17 protein-coding genes are annotated in these 18,488 nt (G+C 72.8%); 10 read left to right on the top strand and 7 right to left on the bottom strand.

Going from position 1 to position 18,488, the window contains the following annotated elements; genetic code table 11:
• Positions 1 to 963: a DMT family transporter gene (locus AB0C19_RS12895; RefSeq protein WP_357183696.1), complete on the bottom strand. Its 963-nt coding sequence runs from the start codon at positions 961 to 963 to the stop codon at positions 1 to 3.
• 91 nt (positions 964 to 1,054) lie between these two features.
• On the opposite strand from AB0C19_RS12895, the gene AB0C19_RS12890 reads away from it, so the two are divergent.
• Complete coding sequence (locus tag AB0C19_RS12890; protein ID WP_196920009.1) at positions 1,055 to 1,360, top strand: metalloregulator ArsR/SmtB family transcription factor; 306 nt, start codon at positions 1,055 to 1,057, stop codon at positions 1,358 to 1,360.
• A 215-nt stretch (positions 1,361 to 1,575) separates the two neighbouring features.
• Here the strand turns inward: AB0C19_RS12890 and AB0C19_RS12885 are convergent, their stop codons facing one another.
• Positions 1,576 to 2,031, bottom strand: coding sequence for a DoxX family protein (locus AB0C19_RS12885; RefSeq protein WP_357183692.1), 456 nt, complete (start codon positions 2,029 to 2,031; stop codon positions 1,576 to 1,578).
• Between the two features lie 268 nt (positions 2,032 to 2,299).
• On the opposite strand from AB0C19_RS12885, the gene AB0C19_RS12880 reads away from it, so the two are divergent.
• A complete protein-coding gene (locus AB0C19_RS12880; protein WP_357183689.1) occupies positions 2,300 to 2,923 on the top strand; it encodes a DUF4232 domain-containing protein in 624 nt (207 codons plus the stop codon).
• Here the strand turns inward: AB0C19_RS12880 and AB0C19_RS12875 are convergent.
• Positions 2,913 to 3,782, bottom strand: a complete 870-nt coding sequence (locus tag AB0C19_RS12875) for an ABC transporter permease subunit (protein ID WP_357183686.1) — start codon at positions 3,780 to 3,782, stop codon at positions 2,913 to 2,915. The two genes, AB0C19_RS12880 and AB0C19_RS12875, sit on opposite strands and share 11 nt — an antisense overlap.
• Entirely contained in the window at positions 3,782 to 6,646 is a 2,865-nt protein-coding gene (locus AB0C19_RS12870) for an alpha/beta fold hydrolase (RefSeq protein WP_357183683.1), read from the bottom strand. Before AB0C19_RS12870 ends, AB0C19_RS12875 begins: the two co-directional genes overlap by 1 nt.
• Positions 6,647 to 7,018: 372 nt before the next feature.
• Here AB0C19_RS12870 and AB0C19_RS12865 point away from each other — a divergent pair, with 372 nt between their 5' ends.
• The 8 genes from AB0C19_RS12865 (at position 7,019) to AB0C19_RS12830 (ending at position 16,308) form a co-directional block, all read left to right on the top strand.
• Entirely contained in the window at positions 7,019 to 8,197 is a 1,179-nt protein-coding gene (locus AB0C19_RS12865; protein WP_357183680.1) for a hypothetical protein, read from the top strand.
• On the top strand, positions 8,184 to 10,802 hold the full coding sequence (locus AB0C19_RS12860; RefSeq protein ID WP_357183677.1) for a nitrate- and nitrite sensing domain-containing protein: 2,619 nt from the start codon (positions 8,184 to 8,186) through the stop codon (positions 10,800 to 10,802). Before AB0C19_RS12865 ends, AB0C19_RS12860 begins: the two co-directional genes overlap by 14 nt.
• The gene (locus AB0C19_RS12855) at positions 10,799 to 11,272 is read left to right on the top strand and encodes a roadblock/LC7 domain-containing protein (RefSeq protein WP_091402960.1); all 474 of its coding nucleotides are present in this window, start codon (positions 10,799 to 10,801) and stop codon (positions 11,270 to 11,272) included. The genes AB0C19_RS12860 and AB0C19_RS12855 overlap by 4 nt, the downstream gene beginning before the upstream one ends.
• Entirely contained in the window at positions 11,269 to 11,757 is a 489-nt protein-coding gene (locus tag AB0C19_RS12850) for a DUF742 domain-containing protein (RefSeq protein WP_357183674.1), read from the top strand. Before AB0C19_RS12855 ends, AB0C19_RS12850 begins: the two co-directional genes overlap by 4 nt.
• Entirely contained in the window at positions 11,735 to 12,493 is a 759-nt protein-coding gene (locus tag AB0C19_RS12845; protein WP_357183671.1) for an ATP/GTP-binding protein, read from the top strand. Before AB0C19_RS12850 ends, AB0C19_RS12845 begins: the two co-directional genes overlap by 23 nt.
• A gap of 38 nt (positions 12,494 to 12,531) precedes the next feature.
• Positions 12,532 to 13,032 carry a hypothetical protein gene (locus tag AB0C19_RS12840; RefSeq protein WP_357183668.1) on the top strand — a complete coding sequence of 167 codons (501 nt, stop codon included), beginning with the start codon at positions 12,532 to 12,534 and terminating at the stop codon, positions 13,030 to 13,032.
• 36 nt (positions 13,033 to 13,068) lie between these two features.
• On the top strand, positions 13,069 to 15,282 hold the full coding sequence (locus tag AB0C19_RS12835; protein ID WP_357183665.1) for an AAA family ATPase: 2,214 nt from the start codon (positions 13,069 to 13,071) through the stop codon (positions 15,280 to 15,282).
• Positions 15,283 to 15,375: 93 nt separating this feature from the next.
• Positions 15,376 to 16,308, top strand: coding sequence for a superoxide dismutase (locus AB0C19_RS12830; protein ID WP_357183663.1), 933 nt, complete (start codon positions 15,376 to 15,378; stop codon positions 16,306 to 16,308).
• A gap of 52 nt (positions 16,309 to 16,360) precedes the next feature.
• On the opposite strand, the gene AB0C19_RS12825 is transcribed toward AB0C19_RS12830, so the two are convergent.
• From AB0C19_RS12825 to AB0C19_RS12815, 3 genes are all read right to left on the bottom strand, one after another.
• Complete coding sequence (locus AB0C19_RS12825; RefSeq protein WP_238667033.1) at positions 16,361 to 16,870, bottom strand: GNAT family N-acetyltransferase; 510 nt, start codon at positions 16,868 to 16,870, stop codon at positions 16,361 to 16,363.
• Positions 16,871 to 17,019: 149 nt separating this feature from the next.
• Positions 17,020 to 17,844 carry a hypothetical protein gene (locus AB0C19_RS12820; RefSeq protein ID WP_357183660.1) on the bottom strand — a complete coding sequence of 275 codons (825 nt, stop codon included), beginning with the start codon at positions 17,842 to 17,844 and terminating at the stop codon, positions 17,020 to 17,022.
• A gap of 135 nt (positions 17,845 to 17,979) precedes the next feature.
• The gene (locus AB0C19_RS12815; protein ID WP_357183657.1) at positions 17,980 to 18,402 is read right to left on the bottom strand and encodes a DUF3263 domain-containing protein; all 423 of its coding nucleotides are present in this window, start codon (positions 18,400 to 18,402) and stop codon (positions 17,980 to 17,982) included.
• Between the last annotated feature and the right edge of the window lie 86 nt (positions 18,403 to 18,488).

Genomic DNA, 18,488 nt, shown 5'->3' with positions numbered 1-18,488 from the left:
TCAGCGGGCGCTCACCGCCACCGGGTCGGTCACCGCGATCGGATCCGTCACCGCGCTCGGCCGCGGCAGCGACGTAGTCCGGGGCCGGGCGGCGAGGTTCGCGGCGACCAGGGCGGCGATCGTGATGGCGGCCCCGACCAGTTCGACGGGCTCCGGGCGGTAGCCGCGGGCGATCTGCACCGCGAAGGTGGTCACCGGAACCAGGTTCATGAACAGCGCGGCGTTGGCGGCACCGAGTCGCTGCACGCCGGTGTTCCAGGCCAGGACCGCGATCACGGCACCCACCAGCACGGCGTACGCCAGTTGCGGGGCGACCGCCACGAGGTCGGCGGCGGCCGGCGCGTGCTGCCAGCCGACGGCGTCGGCGCCGACGCTCAGGACGAGCATGGCGGCCGTGCCGGCGAGCGCGGTCAGTGTGGTGAAGCGCAGCGGTGACCACTCGCCGAACCGGCTGGCGCCGTGGGTGTAGATGCCCCAGCCCAGCACCGCGCCGATCATCATGAGCCCGCCGAGGCCGAACTGGCCGAGCCCGGCCAGGCTGCCGCGCGTGATCACCAGACCGACGCCGAGGAGCGCCACAAGGGAGAGGGCCAGCAGGAGTGGCTTCGGGCGTACGCCGTCGCGGGCCCAGCGGACGAGCTGGGTGATCACCGGGGTGGTGGCCACGAAGAGGGAGATCTGCTGCGGAGCGGCGTGTTCGAGCGCCAGGTTGGTGAGCAGGTTGAAGCCCGCGAAGCCGACCACTCCGAGCACCACCACCTCCAGCGCCCGGCCACCGTGCCGGAGAGCGCCGGCACCCTCGCGGAGCAGCAGGATGGCGACCAGGACGACGGCGGCCAGCAGGTAGCGCGCGGTGGTCAGGTTGAGCGGGTCGACCCGGTCGAGCGCGCTGGCCAGGATCGGGAACATCACGCCCCAGCCGAGCACTGCGACCAGTGGGAACGCGGTGGCGCGGGATCGCATCGGCAACTCCAATGTTCGAGTATCGTCGAACCAACGACACCGACCATAGGGCGTCGTTCGATAGTTGTCGAACAAGGGTTACACTGGTCACATGGAGCCGCACGAGCCCGACCTGACCGCCGTACCGGTCACCAGCGTGTTGGCCGCACTCGCCGACGACGTGCGGCTACAGATCGTCCGGGCGCTCGCCGAGGGCGGCGAGTCCGCCTGCGGCAGTTTCGACTTCGGCGTCTCCAAGGCAACCCGCAGCCACCACCTCAAGGTGCTGCGCGAGGCGGGGCTGACCCGGACCCGGGCGGCCGGCACCAGCCGACTCGTCCGGCTCCGCCGGGACGAGCTGGACGAGCTCTACCCCGGCCTACTGGACGCGGTCCTCACCCAGCGCCCGCCGGCCTGACCCCGCCCCGCCCCGCGCTCACCTGGCCCGCATTGGCCCGTCCGGCCGCCGCCACACACGGCGGCGGGGGCGGGTCGGACCTGTCCCAGGCGCTCGCTTTGGAGCTGAATCGTCTGCGACATCAGCGACGAGGTGCGGCCCGACGGGGCACCTCACCCCGGCGCGTCGCCGAAGCCGCCTCGTCGAGGCTTCGGCGACGCGTGGTTCGGATGCGGTCAGACGGACACCGCGTCGGGTTCGGCCGCCGAAGCCGATGCCGTGGGGGTGTCAGTGCGACGCCGAGCGAGCAGCGTGTCGAGCGCCCAGGCACCCGGGCCGAGAGCCGCGACCAGCAGGAACGCCCAGCAGAAGAGCGCTGCCCGCTCGCCTCCGTTGTGCAGCGGCAGTAGGGCATCCGGCTGGTGCACAACGAAGTAGGCGTACGCCATCGAGCCGGAGGCGAGCAGCGCGGCGGGTCGGGCGAAGAGCCCGACCAGCACCAGTACGCCGCAGACCAGCTGGATCACGGCAGCCCACCAGCCCGGCCAGGCGCCGAGCGGTACCGCCTTGCCAGTCATCGGGTTGCCGCCGAACAACCCGAATACCGAGGACAGGCCGTGCAACGTGAACAGCAGGCCGATCACGATGCGGAACAGGGACAGGGTCGGCCCGCCGAGCCGAGAGACGTTCATGGCACCTCCATCGAAGATAGTGGATGGGTCTCGTCGATCCTGAGGCATCAGAACATCGAAAGTCATAATTTCCTTGCTGGTGGGATAATCCCTCGTGAAAACGGTGTGAACGAGGACGTCCGCACCCTCCCCCGGTGATGTCACAAGCGATTCAGCTCGAAAGGCGCACCAGGAGGGGTTCCCCACCGGTTCACGTGGCGGCGCAGGGAGAGCCGGCGAGGCCGGGGCCGGGCAGCGGTGTGCTGCGCAGGTGGGCGAGGATCAACAGATGATCTCCCGCGACACCGCAGCACGGCGACGCATAGGCGCGACGGTCGCGATAGCTCTCGCGCTCGGCGGCTGCACTCCCGGCGACCATCGGGGCCAGGGTGGGGACCCGAGCGGGCCGCCCCCCACGCCGAGGGCGGAAGCGGGCCCGACCGCCAGCACCGAGCCGCCGGCCGAGTGCCCGGCCACCGGTGTTCGGATCCGGTCGACCGGCGGGGACGCCGCGATGGGCCTGCGCGCCCTCGGCCTGGAGCTGGTCAACTGCGGCGAGCGCCCCTACCAGCTCGACGGGTACCCGGTGCTGCACGTGTTCGACGAAGCGCGCGAGCCGGTCATGCTGCGGGTGGTCAACGGCGCCAAGGAGATCACCTCGGGCTTCGACCAGCCACCCCGGCAGGTCACCCTCGCCGCCGGGGAGCGAGCCACCGCCGTGGTGCTCTGGCGCAACCTGGTCACCGACTCGACTGTGGTGGCCACCAACGGCGAGTTCCTGACTGTGGCGCCCGCCGCCGGGCAGCCGGCCGAAGAGGTCGACGCGGACGGTCCGATCGACCTCGGCAACACCGGCCGGATCGGCGTCAGCGCCTGGAAGAAGGCCGACCCGAGCAGCCCACCTACGACGTGATGTCCTTGCGGGTGAAGCGCCAGAACGCCAACCCCCAGAACAGCGTCGCGTAACTGATCGCCGAGATGCAGCCGCGCACCACATCGTCGGTCTGCACCGGAGTCGACAGCAGACCCAGCCAGGCGGTGCTGAAGTGGGTGGGCAGGAAGTCGCGCAGCGCGCCCAGGGCGGTGATCTGGTCCAGGATGCTGGACAGGATCCAGAGCAGAACCGCACCACCCACCGCGCCCAGCGCGGCGTCCGTGATCACCGACAGCAGGAATGCCAGGCCGGCCACCACCAGCAGTACGACAGCCAGGTAGCCCAGCACGGCCAGCAACCGGAGCAGCCCCTCGGTGGGTTCCAGCTCGGCGGCGACGGTGCTGCGCAGCGGCGACCAGCCGTAGCGCAGGGTGCCGGCCAGCAGCGCGGTGCCGGCCAACAGGATCAGGGCCAATCCCGAGTACGCGAGCGCGACCACCAGCTTCACAGTCAACAACCGCGCCCGGGGCACCGGGATCGCCAGCAGATACCGCAGGCTGCCCCAGCTCGCCTCGCTGGCCACCGTGTCGCCGCAGAACAGCGCTACGACCACCACCAGCAGGAACGACGCCGACACGAAGATCGAGAACAGGGTGAAGTTGAGCCCGCCCGACGTGGCCAGCTCGACCAGGCTGGCGAACTCGTTGCGACCGTTGTCGTCGTCGCCGCCCGAGTCGAACTGGAACGCGATCAGGATGATCAGCGGCAGCAACACCATGAACCCGAGCGCCAACTGGGTCCGCCGTCGGGACGCCTGTCGACGGAACTCCGCCGCGAACGGCATGGTGGCCGACGGCCGATAACCGTGGGCCTCACCCGCGTCAGTAACAGCAGCCATCACCGGTCACCGCTTCCCCGAGAGTTCTCGCCCACCAGGGCGAGGAACGCGTCCTCCAGGCGCCGCCGAGGCACCACCCGGTCCACCCCGATGCCGGCGCGCACCAGTTCCGCCACCACCTCGCTGCGGGCCGTGCCGTTGGTGTCGACCACCAGTTGGCCGTCGCTCTCCGGCAACACGCGGACCCCGTGCAGCCGGTCCAGCACCGCTCGCGCCGCCACCGGGTCGGTGACGTCGAAGAGCACGCTCGGCGACTCGCCCACGATCTCCTCCACCGGCCCGGACGCCACGATCCGGCCCTTGTTCACCACCACCGCGTGCGTGCACGTCTGCTCCACCTCGGCCAGCAGGTGACTGGAGACCAGCACCGCCCGGCCGTCAGTGGCGTACCGCTGGAGCACCCGACGCATCTCGGCGATCTGTGGCGGGTCCAGCCCGTCGGTCGGCTCGTCCAACACCAGCAGTTCGGGGAGACCGAGCATGGCCTGCGCGATGGCGAGCCGCTGGCGCATCCCGTGGCTGTAGTTCTTGATCCTCCGGTGCACCGAGTCACCCAGCCCGGCGATCTCCAGCGCCGCGTCGAACTGTGCGTCCTCCCACGGCCGCCCGGTGGCCCGCCAGTACGCCTTCAGATTGTCCAGACCCGACAGGTGCGGCAGGAAACCCGGCCCCTCCACCAGCGCCCCGATCCGGGACAGCACCGGCGAGCCGGGCACCAGTCGACGACCGAAGACGTAGATCTCCCCGGCGGTCGGCTGGGTCAGCCCCATCAGCACCCGCAGGGTGGTGGTCTTGCCGGCGCCGTTCGGCCCGAGCAGACCCACCACCTGACCGGGGTGCACCTCGAAGTCCACGTTCGACACGGCGACGAAGCCGTCCGCGTACTCCTTGCGTAGCGCGCGCACTGCCAGCGGGGTGTCCGCGTACTCCGGGTGCACCGACCGGTCCTGGCGGCGGTGCCGGCGGCGGACCAGGGCGACGACCACGACGAGCCCGACCACGATGGCGGCGAGCAGGCCGGCGAGCACCCAGCGCCAGATCGTCGCGGCGGTGGGGATCGGCTCACCGCTGACAGTGGGCAGGCTGACCGCGCCGTCAGCGGCCACCGTGTAGACCGTCGGCGCGGCGGGCGTGGTGTACGCCTGGTCGGAGCTGGCCACCACCAGCCGCAGCCGGTGCCCGGCCTCCACCCGGCGGACGATCCCGGGCAGCGTCACGGTGACCGGGCGGGCGTCCTGCACCTGCTGCGGAAGGCCGGTGAGTCGGATCGGGGCGACCAGGCCGTTCGGCAGGGTGGCCGCGCCGTCCGGGTCGACGTCGTAGAGCTTGACGAAGAGCACCGCCTCGCCGGTCGGCGACGCGGCCCGCACTGTGACGGTGGGCGCACCGGCCACGTCCACCGCCTCGGTCAGCGGGGTGGACTCGAACTGGGCGTGCTGGCCGGGCACGTCGCCGGCCACGCCGTCCAGCAGCGAGGCGAGCCCGCCGGCGAACGGGATCGAGGAGATGGCCGCCGGGTTGCCGTTCGGCGGGTTCGCGATCGGCTGCGCCGGGCCGGTGACAGTCACCTCCCGGCGGGCGTTGCCGGTGAGGCCCGGGTAGTCGGCGCGGCGGAAACCGGTGGCGACGAGACCCCTGTCGAGCGCGTCGAACCCGGCGATCCGCGACCAGGTGAAGTCGTCGCCGGGCGCGTCGCCCTCGCCCTTGACGTAGTGGTCGAGCCACTGGACGGTCAGGAACTTCACCCGGTCCTCGTCCGAGCGGGGTCCGCTGCCACCGTCGTGCCCGCCGGTGAACCAGGCGACCCGTACCGGGGTGCCGGTGGCGGCGATGCCGCGCGCGTTGGCGTCCGCCTCACCGAGCGGGAAGAGGGTGTCCGCCTCGCCCTGCACCAGCAGGGTGGGGGCCTTGATCCGGTCCAGCACACCGGCCGGGCTGGAGCGGCGCAGCAGGTCCACGGCGGCCTGGTCGGCGCGGCCGGTGGTGGCGATCCGGAGGTACGCGGCGCAGACGTCGGCGGCGAACCGACCGCAGGACGGGTCGGCGGCACCGGCCGGGGCGCCACCGGGACCGGTGCCGGGGCCGGCGCCCGGCCCGGGGCTGGGCGGGCCGGCCGACGCCGGAGCGCCCTGCGGCTGGGCGGCGGTAGCGCCGGAGAGCCCGGCCGGGCCGGAGCCCACGTTGCCGCCCCCGCCGAAGAAGAGGCCGGCCCAGCCCTTCTTGAACACACCCTCGGTCGGCGCTGCGCCGGTGCTCTCCGGCAGGAACGCGCGGGACAGGTCGTTCCAAGTGATCATGGGCACGATCGCGTCGACCCGACGGTCCTGGGCGGCCAACAGCAACGCCAACCCACCGCCGTACGAGCCGCCGACAACACCGACCTTCGGGTCGCCGGCGGCGTCGGTGCGCACCTCCGGCCGCGCGGCCAGCCAGTCCAGCAGCCGCTCGGCGTCGCGCACCTCGTAGTCCGGGTTGTCCAGGTGGATCTCACCGCCGCTGCGGCCGAAACCCCGCGCGGTCCAGGTCAGCACCGCGTAGCCGCGCCCAGCGAACTCCTCCGCGTCGGAGCGCACCGACTCCTTCGTGCCGCCGAACCCGTGCGCCAGCAGCACCGCCGGCACCTTCCGACCGGACGAGGCGTCATCCGGCAGGTAGAGGGTGGTGTCCAGGTTCACCGGTTGGTCACCGGTCGGTCCGGAGCGGACGGTGAGCATCGCGCTCTCGGTGCGTACGCCCGGTCCCTGTGGCCACACCGCCCAGGTCACGGCGGCGGCCAGCAGCACGACGACCACCGTGGCGGCGATCGCCCGGCGGCGGGTGGGCAGGGCACGCCGGAACCACGCGGCCGGCGACGGCGATGTCATGCGGCACACGGTACGGCCCACAGCCTGAGCGTTGGCTGAGATCCGCCGTACGTCCGTCCGGTTGCCCCGATCGGTGCGCGATGGGGTGCGAGCGCGCAACGTCCGACGCGGCACAGTGAGTTGAGTTCGGATCCCGTGAATTCCGATCTTCCGCGGATATCCACCTCGATCCCTCCATGTCACACCCACAGCGGACACAGAGCGTGGCGGTAACGCGGACAAATGGTGACATGGCTCGAAGTGACGCGAACCTGACTCGACGAGTGAGGTCTGACCAGGCGGGGGTTCGATTAGTTTTCCGGTCCGGTGCACGGGACTTGTCGGCCAGCCCGACGCCGCGCCGATCAGCGCCCCACGCCGGAGGAGACACACATGACAGTCCCCGCGCCGCGGGCCCGTCGACGGCCGTCCACGCTGGGCCGGCTGCTGCCCCTGCTGCTCATCGGAGCACTGTTGGCGCCGTTGGGCCTACTCGTCACGTCGAACTGGCGGCAGGTCACCGACGACCGGGACCTCGCCGCCCGGGAACGGCTCGGCGTGCAGTACCTCACCGCGCTGGCGGCGGTCACCGACGCCCTCGTGGAGGCCCAGTCCAACGCGGTAAACGGCCGGCCCGTCGCCCGGGAGGCATTGAACGGGGCGGTCGAGAAGGCCGCCGCTGTGGACGCCCGCATCGGCGGGGAACTCCTCAGCCAGGAACGCTGGGCCGGCGTGCGGGCCAAGCTGGAGGCGCTGCGCGGCCGCAACGCCACCGACCCCGAGGCCGCCTACACCGCGTACGGCGAGGTCTCCGACCTGCTGCTGGCCCTGCACCGGAAGGTCCGGGAGAGCTCCGGGCTGGTCCGTGACCCCGAGGCCGACTCGTTCTTCCTCCAGGACAGCGCCGGCCAGGAGTTGCCCGAGGCGGTGGTCGGCGCCGGTCGGCTGGCCGACCTGGCCACGCTCGTCTCCCGCCGGCCGGCCGCCGAGCGACCGCGCGGCCTGCTGGAGCTGACCGGCCTGCGGGTGTCCGCCCTGACCCCCGCCGCGGACCTCGTCGACAACCTGCGCTCGGCCGTGGACGGTTCGGAGAGCACCGACCTCGGTGCCAACGTGCTGACCCCGCTGGACACCTACCAGCGTTCGGTGGAGGCGCTCGCCGGGTACTCCCTGCCGGCCAAGGAGACCGGCGTGGTCGACCCGGGCCAGTTGAGTGCCGCAGCGGTCAGCTCGCACCGCTCCGCCCGCCAACTTCAGCCGGTCATCCTCACCGAACTGGACTCCCTGCTGGCCGAGCGCATCGACCGGCTCGACCGGGACCGCTGGCTGACCGCCGGGGCGGGTGTCGTCGCCGTCCTGCTGCTGGCCTGGCTCGCCGCGTTGCTGGTCGCCGCCGGTCGCCGGGCACAACGGCGGGCCGCCCTGGCCGCGACCCATGCGGAGAGTCCCGACACCCCGCCGCAGCGCGACCCGTGGCAACCGCCGACCGACGAGTCTCGTGCGCTGCAACCGGTCGGCGTGGCCCGTGACCCGGAGACCGCACAGTGGGGGGCGTTCGATGCTGCTCGGTAGGCTCCGGATCCGCGGCAAGCTCGCGCTGCTCGTGGTGATCCCGCTGCTCAGCATGGTCGGCCTGGCTGTGCCGGTGATGCTCGACCGGATCACCGCGGCACAGCGGGCCGGCGACACCGCCGAACGGGTCCGGCTCGCCAGCCGGGTCGGCAGCCTGGTCCAGGACCTCCAGCAGGAACGCATCCTCTCCGTCGGCTTCCTGCTCGGCCGGGTCGAACGCGGTGAGCTGGTCCGTAAGTCCGCCGACGTGGACGATCGGGTGGCCGACCTGCGGGCGGCGCGGAGCGACGCGCTGACCGACGAGGTCGACAGCGCCCTCGACGGCGTGTCCAGCCTCGTCGAGCTGCGCACGGCAGTCCTGGCCGGGGCCGCCAAACCGGGTCAGGTGATGGACGCGTTCGGCCCGGTCAACAAGGGGATCATCGAGTCGCTGCGGCTGGTGGTCGGGGTGGACACCGACACGTTGCCGGGCCGTCAGGTGCTCGCCCTCGACGGGCTGCTCCGCGCCGACGAGGGCCTGGGCACCTGCGCCACCCTGAGCCTGTTGGTCAAGGCGATCGGCACCCCGGACACCACCGCCGGGTACGTGGCGTGCATCGCCGCGCTCATGGTCGACAACTCGCGCTTCCGCAGCCTGATCACGCCCGAGCAGCTCAAGGTGGCCCAGCTCAACGACGCCGCGGTGGCCGCGCGTACCCAACCCGACTTCCTGGTCAGGAGCGCCCGGGATCCGGCCGCCGCGGTCGAGGACGTGCCGATCGAGGCGCTCTTCCCGGCTGTCCGCACGATGATCCGCCTCGGCCAGTTCGTCGAGAAGAAGCTGATCGCCGACGTGCTCGCCGAGGTGACTGCCGAGCAGCGGCGCGCGCTGACCGCCGCGTACCTGGTCGGTGCCGCGGCGGCGTTGATCCTGACGCTTGTGGTGCTGCTCAGCGTGGCGGTGGCGCGGACGGTGGCCCGACCGCTGACCCGACTCACCCGCTCGGCCGACCGGGTCGCCCGGGTCGCCGAGGCGGAGCTGGTCCGGGTCACCGACGACGAGGCGGAGAGACACCAAGCGGTCCGGCTGGAGCCGGTGGACATCCGCGCCAACGACGAGATCGGCGACCTGGCGCGGGCCTTCGACAGGGTGCAGAACACCGCGGCGCAACTGGTCGAACGGCAGGTCGCCGGCCGACGCAACGTGGCGCAGATGTTCGGCCACGTCGGACGGCGTACCCAGAACCTGGTGGGTCGGCAGATCGCGCTGATCGACCGGCTGGAGCAGCAGGAGGCCGATCCGGGCCGCCTGGAGCACCTGTACCGACTCGACCACATCTCCAGCCGGTTGCGGCGCAACGCCGGCAGCCTCGTGGTGCTCTCCGGCTCGGCCGGGGCCGACGCGCACACCGCGCCGGTGCCGCTGGCCGACGTGGTCCGGTTGGCGCTCGGTGAGATCGAGGACTACACCCGGGTGGAGGTGCAGGTGCCGGCGGGCGTCTCGGCCGCGCCGGCGGTGGTCGGCGACCTCGTCCTGGCGCTGGCCGAGCTGATGGAGAACGCCACGGTCTTCTCTCCGCCGCACACCCGGGTGCTGGTGGCCGCCGAGATGTCCGGCCTCGGCGCACGGCTCACAGTGGTGGACCACGGCATCGGCATGAGCGAGCAACGGCTGGCTGAGGAGAACGCCCGGCTGACCCGCCGGGAACGGCTCGACCTGGCCCCGACCGAGGTGCTCGGTCTCTTCGTTGTGGGCCGGTTGGCACGTCGCCACGGCTGGCAGATCGCTCTGGCGGCCACCGGTGGCGGAGGGGTGACCGCACAGCTGGAGATCCCGTCGACGTCGCTGGTGCTGCGCCGCGCCGATCGCGCCGGGGCAACAGTGGCCCGCGCGGCGGTGCCGGATCGGGACCGGCGTACGGCGGCGACGCCCAACCCCGAGCACGAAGCGCGGCCCAGCGCGGTGGCCGTCGCCGCGCCGGCCCGCTTCGACTCGGACCTGCTGAGCCGGGCCACGCTCAGCCTGGACGCCGGCCCGTCCTGGAACGCGTTCGGTCGGGGCCAGCCGGAGCAGGCCGTTCCCGAACCCCAGAACCCGGAACCGGTGGGCAAGCCGGGCGGGCCACGGGTGCGGCAGCGGGTGCCCGGGGCGACGCTGCACGCCACCGCCCCGACGACCCGGCCGGTGGACGCCACCGGCGCGGACCCCGCCGCCGCCCGCGCGCTGGTCGAGGCCTTCCAAGCCGGTGTACGCCGCGCCGAGCTGCACGTGGCGCCGGGCCTCGACGGCGCGTCGGCGCGGACGGCCAGCGACCCGTCGGCCGGCGCCGGAGCGGCCGTGGTGGACTTGGGCACGACCGTCGACCTGCCCACCACCCCGGGAGGCGCCGGCCCCACGGTGCCGCGTGGTGGTGGCTCGACAGATGCCGCACCGGAGCGGCCCCGGTTGAGTCGACGGGTGCCGGGAGCGAACCTCACCGCCATCCCGGTCTGCCAACCGCCCAGCACCAACCTCGGTGACCCGAACGAGGTCCGCGACCTCATCAGCGAGTTCGAGGCGGGCGTCGCCCGCGCTCTCCGCGAAGTCAGCCCCGACCACCGGAACGAAGAAGGATCATCACGGTGACCAGCCCCTTCCTGCACGACAATGTCGACCAGAGTCAGCCCAGCGCCAATGGGGACCTCAGCCCGGAGGCCCGTACGTTCAACTGGCTGCTGGACTCCTTCACCTCCAGCACCGCCGGGGTACTGGAGGCGATCGCGGTCTCCTCGGACGGTCTGCTGATGGCCATGTCGGCGATCAAGGATCGGTCCAACGCGGAGCGGTTGGCCGCCGTCGTGTCCGGAATGACCAGCCTCGCCGGTGGGGCCGCCAGTTGGTACGCCCTCGGCGGACTGAACCGGGTGATCGTCGACATGGCCGACGGCTACCTGCTGATCAGCGCGATCAGCAGCGGTTCCGTGCTCGGGGTGGTTGCCGACCGTTCGGCGAACCTGGGCACCGTCGCGTACGAGATGACGCTCTTCGCCGGGCGGGCCGGTGGCGCCCTGACCCCGCGACTGATCGTCGAGTTGAAGAACGCCGTTCAGCAGTGACCCCCGACGTCGCCGGCGAGGATCCGGACCCGGACCCGAGGGTTCGGATCCGGCCGTACCTGCGCACGTCACCCCCGACAGGGGTGGGCCCGGCGGCGACACCGGCGCTGCCCGAGCCGGAGCCGGACGGGGACCAACCGCCTGGTCCCCGTCCGTTCGTGCTCACCTCCGGGCGGGTCGCGGGTGCCGACCCGGCGATCGGGCTGGAGACCCAGGTGACCGCCCGCATGGACAGCGCCGGGTGGGCCGGCCCACCCGGCGCGCTGCTGGCACCGGAACTTCAGACGATCATCGCGCTCTGCGCCGAGCCGATCTCGGTGGCCGAGATCTCGGCCCGCGCCCGACTGCACTTCGGCGTGACGCGGGTCCTGGTCGGCGACCTACGCGCCGCCGGGCACCTGGACGTGCACGTGACTGACACCGACGACGCTGTCGACCCCGATCTCATCCTGCGAGTGATTGATGGACTCCGTGCGATCTCCTGAATGGCCGGTCGCCCCGCTCGGCGGGGTCGCCGCGAACAGCGCCGCCGCCCGTTACGGCATGTCCCCGGGCACGGGGCCGATAGTCGGGCGGGCCGGCCCACCGCCGACCGCACCGCCTCCGTACCGGCCCCCGGCCGGCGCGGGGTCGGCACCGCCTCCGGCCGGTAAGCCGGCCGCACCGCCGATCCCGGTCAAGATCCTGGTGGCCGGTGGGTTCGGGGTCGGCAAGACCACCACGGTGGGTGCGATCTCCGAGATCGCGCCCCTGACCACCGAGGCCGAGATGACCACCGCCGGGATCGGCGTGGACGACCCGGGTGCCCGGTCCACCAAGACCACCACCACTGTGGCAATGGATTTCGGCTGCGTGACCATCGACCGCAGCCTGAAGCTCTACCTGTTCGGCACGCCGGGGCAGACCCGGTTCGGCTTCATGTGGGACGACCTGGCCCGGGGAGCGCTCGGCGCGCTGGTGGTGGTGGACAGCGCCCGGCTGGACGACTGTTTCCCGGCCATCGACTTCTTCGAGCGGGCCGGGCTGCCGTTCGTCGTCGGGGTCAACGCCTTCGACGGGCGGCTGGCCCTGGAACTCGGCGAGATCCGGTGGGCGCTGGCCATCGGTGATCATGTACCCCTTGTGCAGTTCGATGCCCGCGACCGGCTTTCGGTGCGGGACGCACTACTGGTCGTCCTGGACCGCGCGCTGGACCGCGCTACCCGGGACAGGAGGGCCTGAGCCGACCAGCTCCGGCCGTGGCGGGAAGAGGTGATCTGGTGAGGGGCGACCTGGACGAGACGCTGGCCCGGCTGGCCCGACGTGTGGAGGCGTCGCGCCGTCGGGCCGCCGACCGTGACGACACCACAGCACCGTCGAGCCCGCCCGGCCTCGGCGGCGACACCCGCAACGCCCGGCCGGGCCGGCACGCGGGGGTGGAGACGCCGAACGAGGTGGCCGGATGGGGCCCGGTCGAGGAGGTGGCCGAGGCGGTCCGCCAGGTCGTCGGGGCCTACCCCGGGCTGGCGGTGACGGTGCAGGTGGAGCACGCCGGGCGGACGTACCCGATGCGGGTCTCCTGGGACGGGCCTGCCGTCACCGTCGGACCGGTTCCCCCGCCGACGCCTGTGGAACCCCCGCCGGCCTGGCCGCTCTCCGGCCGGACGGTGCCCGCCTGGGCCCCCGGCCCGGACGGGTTGACGCCGGACCCGGCGGCCCGGTTGGCCGAGCTGATCCGGAGCGACCCGACGCTGTTGGACGAGCTGGATCCGCGGCGCTGACCGGCGGGGCTGGCTGCCGGCGGCTACGGTCGGGCAGTGGCGCAACCCGACCTGACCTTGACGGCGAGCCTGCGGCCGGCGGCGCTGGACGCCCGACGGGGCATCGTGCGCCTGCACCCGGAGGCGCTGACAGCGCTGGGGCTACGCCCCGGCGACCCGGTCCGCCTTGTCGGCCGCCGGGAGACGGCTGGGATCGCGGCGGCGGCCGGCCCGGGCGCGAGCAGCGCCCTGCTGTACGCCGACGACCTGACATTGGGCAACCTGGGTCTGCGCGACGGCGGTCAGGTGCGGGTGAGCCCGGTGCCGTTGGTCTCGGCGAGCCGGGTCGTCCTGAGCGGGCCGGTGGGGGTCGTCGCGGCGGTCAGCCCGGAGATGCTCCGGCTGGCCCTGCTGGGCAAGGTGCTCACCGCCGGGGACGACGTGTCGCTGCTGCCGCAGGACGTGCTGCCCGACGCCTCGGTCCGCAGCCTGGTCGAGGCGGCCCGACGCAGCCTCGCCAACACCGTCGGTTTCGCCTGGACCAGCACGCTGCTCAAGGTTGTCACTGTCGAGCCGGCGACCGGCGCGCTGGTCACCATGGACACATCGGTCGCCTGGGAGCACGGTGCGGCGACCCACGGCGGGCCCGCCCCGGTCGGCGCCGTGTCGACCCGGCCGGGTGCGAGCACCGACGCCGTTGCGGCGGAGGACGCGCCAGACGTGGACGAGCTACCCGGGCTGCGGGCCCAGGCTGAGGAGCTGACCGAGCTGCTGGACCTCGGCTTCCACCACCGGGAGGTGCTGGGTCGACTCGGCACCACCATCTCGTTGGGGGTGTTGCTCGTCGGCCCGGCGGGCTCCGGGAAGTCGGCGCTGGTCCGGGCCGTGGCCGCCCGGGTCGGTGCGCGCGTTCACCCGCTCTGGGCGCCGGAGGTGGCCGCGTTGACCAGTCAGGCCGCCGCCGAGCGGTTGCGCGTCGCGGCATCGGCGGCACGGGCCGAAGGCCCGGCGGTACTGCTGGTCACCGACGTCGAGGCGCTCGCACCCGCTGACGACCCCGGGCCGGTGGCGACCGTGTTCCGTCAGGTGCTCGCGGAGAGCATTCGGGCCGGCGTCGCAGTGGTCTGCACGACCGGCCGACCGGAGGCGGTCGACTCCGCGCTTCGCGCGCCCGACCTGCTGTCACTGCGGATCAGCGTCCCGCTCCCGGATCAGGCGCTGCGCCGCGAACAGCTCACAGTGCTGACCCGGCAGGTGCCGCTGGCCGACGACGTCCGGCTCGACGAGGTGGCCGGGCGTACCCCCGGGTTCGTCGCCGCGGATCTGGCCGCACTGGTCCGGGAGGCCGGGGTACGCGCGGCGCTGCGGCAGAAGTCCGCCGAGACGCCGACGGTGTCGATGGCCGACTTCACCGCCGCCCGGGAGGTGGTCCGGCCCACCACGATGGCGGCGTCCACGCTGGATCTGGCCTCGGTGACCCTCGACGACGTGGGTGGCCTGGACGAGGTCAAACAGACGCTGACCGAGTCGGTGCTGTGGCCGCTGACCTACCCGGACACCTTTGCCCGGCTCGGCGTGCAGCCGCCGCGCGGCGTGCTGCTCTATGGGCCGCCGGGCTGCGGCAAGACCTACCTGGTCACCGCGCTGGCCGGGTCGGGGCGGGCCAACGTGCTGTCGGTGAAGGGGGCGGAACTGCTCTCCAAGTGGGTCGGTGAGAGCGAACGCGCGGTTCGCGAGCTGTTCCGTCGGGCCCGGGAGGCGGCCCCCACGCTGATCTTCCTGGACGAGGTGGACGCGCTGGCACCGGTACGCGGCCAGGCCACCGACGGGGGCACCACGGACCGGGTGGTCGCCGCCCTGCTCACCGAGTTGGACGGGGTGGAGACGCTGCGCAACGTGGTGGTGGTCGGTGCGACGAACCGGCCGGACCTGGTCGACCCGGCGTTGCTGCGGCCGGGCCGGTTGGAGCGGCTGGTGTACGTGCCACCGCCGGACGGGCCCGCCCGCGCGGAGATCCTGCGGGCCGCGTCCCGGCAGGTGCCGCTGGCACCGGACGTCGACCTGCCGGCCCTCGGCGACGAGCTGACCGGCTTCTCCGCCGCGGACTGCGCGGCGCTGATCCGCGAGGCGGCGCTCGCCGCGATGCGGGAGTCGCTCGCCGCCGCCACCGTCACCGCCGAGCACGTGTCGACAGCGCGGGCCCGGGTACGACCGTCGCTGGACCCGGCGCAGGTCGCCGGCCTGGCCGCGTACGCCGCCAACCGGGAGTGATCAGACCAGCACAACCTTTCGTCGTACCCGGGACGTTCCTAGTACGTCACATTCCTCAGTGGAGTCATCCACTGCGACGTCAGGTGGTGTTCCTTGCGCAAGCGGCTCTCTTTCCTCCTCGTTCCCCTCGTGGCGGCGGCGACCCTGGTCTCGGTCGGCGCACCGGCGGCGGCCCATCCGGCGAAGCCGTTCCCGGCCCGGATCGCGCTGCCGAACGGGTTCACCCCGGAAGGACTGACGATCGGTCGGGGCACCACCGTGTACGTGGGCTCCGTCCTGGACGGTGCCGTGTGGCGGGGTGACTTACGCACCGGACGCGGCTCGGTGCTGATCCCCGGCACACCGGGAACCGCCAAGGCGGGCATCAAACTCGACAGGCAGGGCCGGCTCTGGACCGCCGATTTCACCGGCGGCGGGGCCAGCGTGTACGACCCGGGCACTGGCGCCCGGCTGGCCCACTACCGGTTCACCACCGACCCGAACAGCCTGGTCAACGACCTGGTGATCACCAAGCGGGCGATCTACTTCACCGACTCCACCCGGCCGGAGCTGTACGTGGTGCCGCTGGGCCCGGGTGGTCGACTGCCCGCGCCCGACGCGTTCCGGGTGCTGCCACTCACCGGCCCGGGCGCGACGCCGGACGCGTTCAACAACGGGATCGTGGCGCTGCCGGACGGTGATCTGCTGGTCGCGCAGATGCTGACCGGTCAGCTCGTGCGTGTCGACCCGCGTACCGGCGGCAGTCGCCTGTTCGACCTGGGCGGCTACTCGGTGGACCGGGCCGACGGGCTGGTGCTGCGCGGACGCACCCTCTACGTGATCCGGAACCTGACCAACGTCGTCGCTGTGGTTCGGATGAACGCCGGCTACACCGCCGGAGTGGTGCAGCGGGAGATCACCGGCCCACAGCTGCGCTCGCCGGCCACCGGCGACCTGCTCGGCTCGGCGTTGTACGTGGTGAACGGCCGGTTCGACGTGGAGCCCACGCCGAGCACCGACTACGACATCGTTCGGCTGCCGGCCTGACCCGGGCGGTCGGCGGCGACCCCTGTGGTCGCCGCCGGCCCCGACGGGCAGCTCAGAAGGCGGGCGGCGTCGAATCGAGGCAGATCTCGGCGCGTACCTTGCCGTCGTCCTCGCGCAGTTTCGCGCCGCACTTCTGCAAGACGGCGACCGCGCCGATGTTGTCCGGGGTCGTCTCGGCCACCACGGCCCGCATGCCCGCCCGAGCGGCGGCGTTCAGCAGCTCCCGTAGGGCGGCCGCGCCGATTCCCTGCCCGCGCGCCGACCGACCGAGCCACATCCCGGTCTCCACAGTGCGCGGCTCGTCACAGCGCGTCATCCGGACCATGCCCATCACCTCGCCGCCGACGAGGATGGCGTACATCTGCGAACCGGTCGGGCCGTCCAGCCCGCCGAAGCTTGCCCGATGGAATTCGCGGAACGCCTCGCGACGGGCGAGCGACCAGCCGGCGGGCGCCTCGACCGGGGGCATCACATCGCCCGGCTCCGCCTCCGCAGCCGCTACGGAGAGCAACGGCTCCAGGTTCCGTTCGTCCACCGGCTCCAGCCGGACCGCACCCGCCACGTGCCGCAGTCTGCCGCCCTCATCGGCCGAAGTCCACCCCATTGGCCATCCACTGGCGGTCCGGACAGCGGTACCGGCCGGTCGGGCGGCTAGGGTGTTCCACATCACGCTCTGTTGTCACCCGACCGGGTGTCAGGGGATCAAAACGCCTACCCGAACTCGCAGAACACCACCGAGGCGTCGTCGGTGGGCTTGTGTCGGCGCAGTCGGTCGGGGTGGTCGCGCTCGGCGTCCCGCACCCGGTCGATCAACGCGCCCGGACCGTCGGCGCTCAGCAGGTCGAGCAGACCGGCCCAGTCGGTCAGCGCGAACTGCTCCACCGCACTGGACGCGCCGTCACTGAGAAGTGCCGCCCTACGTAGCGCCCCCGGACCGCGCCGGGGCGCGGTCCCGGTGACCGCGTGGAAGGCCGCGTCCGGGTCGGAGGCCGCCACCCAGTAGCCGTGGGTGCGGTTCATCCGCTCCCGCTGGACGCTCACGGCGTGCCGGAACCGGGTGACCGGGTCCGCTGCGCCGCCCGGCACGACGGCCACTGTCTCCCGCAGCTCCGCCATCGCCGCGTCCAGCCGGTTGTCGGTGACCACGCTGACCTGGCCACCGGCATCGAGGACGAGCGGGCTGTCGCAGAGCACCAGGTAGTCCACCTGGTCGCCGCAGTCCCGCAGGAGGCAGACAGTGCTGGACGGGGTGCCCGGATGGTCGAGGTCGCACTGCCCGCCGTGGTCGGCGCGTACCGCGAGGATGGCCGCGGCCAGGTTGCTGGTCAGCCGGGCGGCCGGGCGTACCGCCTCGGCGACGCCGATCCGGGCCGCCAGGTGCCGGACGTACCAGTCGGGCCCGTGCACGCAGCCGGTGTCGAAGCCGTCCGGCACCGTCGCGCCGTCGAGGACTCCGACCAGCGGGCCGAACCGGAAGACCAGGTCCTCGTTGACCGGCCGACCCGGGGCCGGGGCGGACGCGGATCGTACCCGCATCACCGGTGCTCCCACCTGCGGTTGGTGGCGGTCATTTGTCGCTCCCTCCGTCGCCTCCGGCCACCTGCCGGCGCCCCGGAGCGCTCCCCGCGTACCCCTTGGGCCTGGCGACATTCCTGCACCGGCCGGAAGAGGTCAGCGACGGCGGTTACGGGCGCGCGACGAGCGCAACCGGCGGAGTCGGCTGATCAGCACGGGGTCGGCGGCGAGGGCTGCCGGATTGTCCAGCAGACCGTTGAGCAGTTGGTAGTACCGGGTCGACGAGATCCCGAAGGTGTCCCGGACGGCCTGCTCCTTGGCGCCGGCGTGCCGCCACCACTGCTGCTCGAAGGCGAGGATGGCCCGCTCCCGCTCGGTCAGCCCCGCCGCCGGATCAGCCGGATCAGCCGGATCCGTGTGCTGCTCCGACTCGTCGGCGGGTGGTGCCAACTCGTCGGCGGTCTCGATGAGCGGCGCCGGTCGGGGATTCGGGACGGTCGGCCCGGCGGCACCCACTGCCTCACCCGGACGAGCGTCGATGGACGGCTCGGGGGCGGCCGGGGTGGTGTCGGCGGACATGTCGTTCAGCCTAGTCAGCGGCGACCAGGGACGCAGCAAGCGGCGCGGCCGGTCCGTACCGCCGGGAACCCCGACGGCCGGGCCGA

The organism is Micromonospora sp. NPDC048842, from assembly GCF_040649935.1.
In the GTDB taxonomy this organism is placed as follows: Bacteria; Actinomycetota; Actinomycetes; order Mycobacteriales; family Micromonosporaceae; genus Micromonospora; species Micromonospora hortensis.
Note: the sequence above shows the minus strand (reverse complement) of the source record. Positions and strands in the feature narration are given on the sequence as shown.